Genomic DNA, 4,821 nt, shown 5'->3' with positions numbered 1-4,821 from the left:
TATCAGGACGATCGCTATGAGTATGAGTTCGTCGATGCTCCGCTGAGCGAGTTGCCACATAAGCACTGTCACACGCCGATGACGATGAAGACGAAGGATGGCCTCCACCTTAGTCTGCATGAAGCGGCGCTGGTGGACTTTGCCTCGATGACGCTTGAGCGGAAAGAAGGCAACGTCCTGAAGGCCGCCTTGGTGCCGTGGTCGGATGGCGTTCTGGTCCGGGGCAGCGGTTCGCTGAAGTCACCATGGCGGACGCTGCAGGTGGCGGACACGGCGGCCGGACTCGCCGACAGCCATCTGATCCTCAACCTAAACGAGCCACCGGCCGAGGGGTTGGACTTCTCGTGGGTCGAGCCGGGCAAGTATGTCGGGATCTGGTGGGAGATGCACCTCAAGCTCAAGACCTGGGGCAGGGATGGCGAGCATGGCGCCACGAACGAAAACGCGAGGAAGTACATCGACTTCGCGGCGGTGCACGGTTTCAAGGGCGTGCTGGTGGAAGGCTGGAACACCGGCTGGGACGGCGACTGGATCACCAACCGCAACTTCGACTTCACCACCCCCTATCCGGACTACGACCTGAAGGGGCTCGCCGCCTACGCCCGTGAAAAGGGCACCCGCCTGATCGGCCACCACGAGACGGCCGGGGGCGTGGAGAACTACGAGTCGCAGATGGACGACGCCTTCCGTTTGCTTGAGGAGTGCGACATTCGCGCGGTCAAGACCGGCTACGTTTCCCCGGGGCAGACGATCCGCTGGACCGATGCGGAGGGGAACACCCACGAAGAGTGGCACCATGGTCAGTACATGGTCCGCCACCACCAGCGGGTGGCCGAACTGGCCGCGAAACGTAAGGTCATGGTGAATGCCCATGAACCGATCAAGGACACCGGGCTACGGCGCACCTGGCCAAATCTTATGACCCGCGAGGGAGCCAAGGGGCAGGAATTCAACGCCTGGGGTGGCGAGCGCAGGAACAAGCCCGACCACACCACCATTCTGCCGTTCACGCGGCTGCTTTCGGGACCGATGGACTTCACGCCCGGCATCTTCGACCTCACCTACGAAGGACTCGGTCTTGAACCCAACCGCGTAAGCACCACCTTGGCCAAGCAGCTGGCGCTTTATGTGATCATCTACAGCCCGCTCCACATGGCCGCCGACCTGCCGGAAAACTACGCGGCGCGGCCGGATGCGTTCCAGTTCATCAAGGACGTGCCGGTCGACTGGGAGTTCAGCCGGGTGATCGATGCGGAGATCGGCGACTATGTCGTGACCGCGCGCAAGGATCGCAACAGCGACAACTGGTATCTTGGGGCCATCACCGATGAGTCCGGCAGATTCCTCGAGGCCCCGCTGGGGTTCCTTGAGCCGGGCCGGGACTATCAAGCAACGATCTATCACGATGCGGAAGGCGCCGATTGGGAGACGAACCCAACGGTCGTCGGGATTGAGCGTCGAACGGTCACGGCGGCCGACCGTCTGCCGCTGCGATTGTCAGCAGGCGGTGGGGCCGCCGTTCGCTTCGAGCCAGCGCATCCAAACCCAACGGCCGGAACTCCTGAGAAATGAATCGAACCATGAGACAGTCCTACTCACGACAGGCCGGTCGCTCCGGCTTCACGATGGTTGAGTTGATGGTGGTCATCGTCATTGTGGCGGTATTTGTCAGCCTGACCTTTGTCCTGGTGAACCGCGGCAAGCGTGCTGCGAAAACTGCGGGATCAATCAACAACCTGCGTCAGATTCACACCCTGATGATGGGCTACGTAGGTGATCATCACAGTCGATTTCCCATCTCTGTGTATCAAGAAGAGCCCTCATCGCCCACATGGAGGAGGAAGATCTGGGAGAATGCCCACGGCGACTTCGAGGGGTCGCCACCCGAGGTGATGGAGGCGATGCAAAACTCGGGCTACGAGCGGGTAATGTGGTGTCCGTTGATGGTTTCCGAGCACGGACAGGACCAGCATCCGGAAGGCCGGGGAAGCTACAGCATCAATCGCTTCTTCATGCCTCCCGCGTGGGGCGGAGGCGATCGTAGAGCTTCCCAGTCTGAAGTCATCGGCCAGAGGGAACCCTACATCATGACCGGCAAACCTTTCGAGGGTCGGCCCGAGTTTGGAACATTCTATCATCTCGACTCGGCGAAATTTCCCTACGATACCCACTGGTCGAATCTCCACTACGCCTACGGATCCTCGGGCGAGAATGCCTTGGGACTCTTCATCGGGGGGCACGTAGAAAACATTTCCAAGGCGCAGGGCGAGAAGCTGCATGAGCTTCTTCGCGACCCGGCGGCTCTCGAATAAAGTAAAGGCAAACCCGAAACCCCAGAACCACCATGAACAAGTCAACACAAACCCGTCATTTCCCGGTCCTCCTGATTCCCGCCCTTGTCGGCATTCTTCATACGCAGGCATCCGCCCAGAATCTCGTCAATGCCGGCACGGCAGACTGGGCCACCGCGCCCTGGAGCGGAGGATCTGCCCCGACGGCCGGCGATACCTCGTTTTTCAACGGCGACAACACCATCACCATCCAGTCCGGCACCAATGCGGTCGCCAGCGTCCTCAGGCTCGGAGACAGCGGTGTGGTGAGTTCCAGCCTCACCTTATCCAACGGCGGGAGTCTGGCGGTGACAAATAGCACCAACGTCGCCAATGCCGCGGATTCCAACTTCTTCTTGAACTTGGCGGGCACCTTCACGAGCGGTCCGCTCTTCATCGGGGGATCGAACACGACGGACACCGCCGGCACCGCGCAGGTGACCATCAGCGGCGGATCGGTCACGCTGTCCTCTTTCATCCAGTTCTCGCTGGGCACTGGAACCAGCGCGACGCGCCTGATCGTCGATGGTGACGCTACCACCTCGATCAGCGCGACCCAGATCCAGTTCGCCGGTGGCGGTAACAACCCCGGCCAGCTCCGCTACAACATGGCTGAGTTCGGCATCACGCCGATCAGCCTTTCGGGCTCGGTCTTCGGTGCGGAAAATCTGGACCTGCTTGTCGATGGCTCCGGTTACATCGGAGGCCCCGGCAAGTTCACTCTGATCGACACCGACACGGACCTGTCGGGGGGCGACAGCGTCTATGGCACCTTCAATTCGATCACCCTCGATTTCGCCGACCAGGGACTGTCAGCCTCGGTGGCGGTCGAGAATGGCGACCTCGTGCTGACCCTCGCTCAGCAGGTTGATGGCAACATCCGGGTGTATCCGGACACGGTGAACGACGAACTGACTCTGACGCTTGGCTTCGAGTCATCCACCGACCTCACGAACTTCACCGACATCGACCTCACGGGCGCCACGCTACAGCTGGACCCCAGCGATCCGACCAAGCTGCAAGTGATCATCTCAGATGTGGCAGAGAGTCGCTTATTCATTCGTCTTAACCAGCTCGACTAGGATGCGAGATGCCGACTAAAGAAGGAAACCTTACGTAAACCCAATATTGTCTACGATTGAAAGAATGAGCCACTAACATCAAGGAATATTATGAAACCTATTATTTGCATTGCCGCTATTTTTGCCACTTCCCTGCCAGTTTCAGCCGTGACCGTCCTTGTGGACTTCGGCAGCGTCGCCGGACGTCATTCGGTCGGATCGGCCGATTCCAATGGAAACTTTTGGGACTACATCACGGGGAGCGCGGACGACAACACCGGCCTCATCGATGTCGATGGAAACGCCTCGACCATCAATCTGACGGTGACCAGCGGCTTCACCGGAACCGGCACCTACAACTCGGGCCTGAGCCCGGTATCGTCGCTTGGGCCTGAGGGTGATGGGTCGTTTGCCTTCGCGGCCGTAACGGACGACGCTCTCTTCGTGAACAGCGACGGATCGACCGGTGTGCTGACGCTGAGCGGCTTGAACGACAGCCTCACCTATGACCTGTCTTTTTATGGTTCAAGGGTGACCACGTCAGACCGTTTCTCCACCTACACTGTGGGAGCTAGCAGCGTCGAGTTGCAGACATCCGGGACGGACATCGCAAGCAACGGGACGGATGACTGGAACGACGATACCGTGGTGAGTCTGACGGGCTTGTCTCCGACTTCCGGGCAACTGGTCGTCAATCTGACCGCCACCTCTGCAACGGGAGGAGGGGGCAGCAACACCTTTGGCTACATCAACGCGATGAGCATTGCGGCGGTGCCGGAGCCGTCCATCGCGCTCCTCGGTGGAGTGGGCCTGCTCTCTCTGCTCCGACGTCGGCGCTGAGTGGACGAAATGTTAGGCTGAGAGATCGGGGAAGCACGCCGAGGCGGAGTGCCGAGCAACTTTCTGCGGCTCGACATCCAGATTCCCTGAACTCACCTGAAGTAAAATTCACGCAAATCTATCATTTCCTGAGATTGAATTAAGAGCCCCACAGACTTCTACGACCATTGTGAAAGCTATTATTTTGATTGCCGCTGCTTTCTCCGCATCCCCGTCTGTCTCAGCCGTGACTGTCCTCGTGGACTTCGGCACCGTAGCGGGTCGTCATTCGGTCGGATCGGCCGATTCCAATGGAAACTTTTGGGACTACATCACGGGGAGTGCAGACAACAACACCGGCCTCATCGATGTGGATGGAAACGCCTCTTCCATCAACCTGACGGTCACTAGTGGCTTCACCGGAACCGGCACCTACAACTCGGGTCTGAGCCCGGTATCGTCGCTCGGACCTGGGGGTGATGGGTCGTTTGCCTTTGCGGCGGTAACGGACGACGCTCTCTTCGTGAACAGCGACGGATCGACCGGTGTGCTGACGCTGAGCGGCTTGAACGACAGCCTCACCTATGACCTGTCTTTTTATGGTTCAAGGG

Annotated in this window: 5 protein-coding genes; all 5 read left to right on the top strand. The window is 59.5% G+C overall.

Features of this window, described 5'->3' with window-relative positions:
- Positions 1 to 1,572, top strand: a 1,572-nt coding sequence (locus tag WBG04_RS09115; RefSeq protein WP_424314101.1) for a glycoside hydrolase family 97 catalytic domain-containing protein, incomplete at its 5' end; no start/stop codon positions are given.
- 8 nt (positions 1,573 to 1,580) lie between these two features.
- A complete protein-coding gene (locus WBG04_RS09110; RefSeq protein WP_424314100.1) occupies positions 1,581 to 2,312 on the top strand; it encodes a prepilin-type N-terminal cleavage/methylation domain-containing protein in 732 nt (243 codons plus the stop codon).
- 32 nt (positions 2,313 to 2,344) lie between these two features.
- On the top strand, positions 2,345 to 3,412 hold the full coding sequence (locus WBG04_RS09105) for a hypothetical protein (RefSeq protein WP_424314099.1): 1,068 nt from the start codon (positions 2,345 to 2,347) through the stop codon (positions 3,410 to 3,412).
- Positions 3,413 to 3,502: 90 nt separating this feature from the next.
- A complete protein-coding gene (locus WBG04_RS09100) occupies positions 3,503 to 4,231 on the top strand; it encodes a hypothetical protein (RefSeq protein WP_424314098.1) in 729 nt (242 codons plus the stop codon).
- Positions 4,232 to 4,457: 226 nt separating this feature from the next.
- A partial coding sequence (locus WBG04_RS09095) for a hypothetical protein (protein WP_424314097.1) occupies positions 4,458 to 4,821 on the top strand: 364 nt, incomplete at its 3' end.

The organism is Haloferula sp., assembly GCF_049672945.1.
Classification (GTDB): Bacteria; Verrucomicrobiota; Verrucomicrobiia; order Verrucomicrobiales; family Akkermansiaceae; genus Haloferula.
The sequence above is the reverse complement of the archived record's forward strand: the minus strand, read 5'-3'. Positions and strand labels throughout refer to the sequence as shown.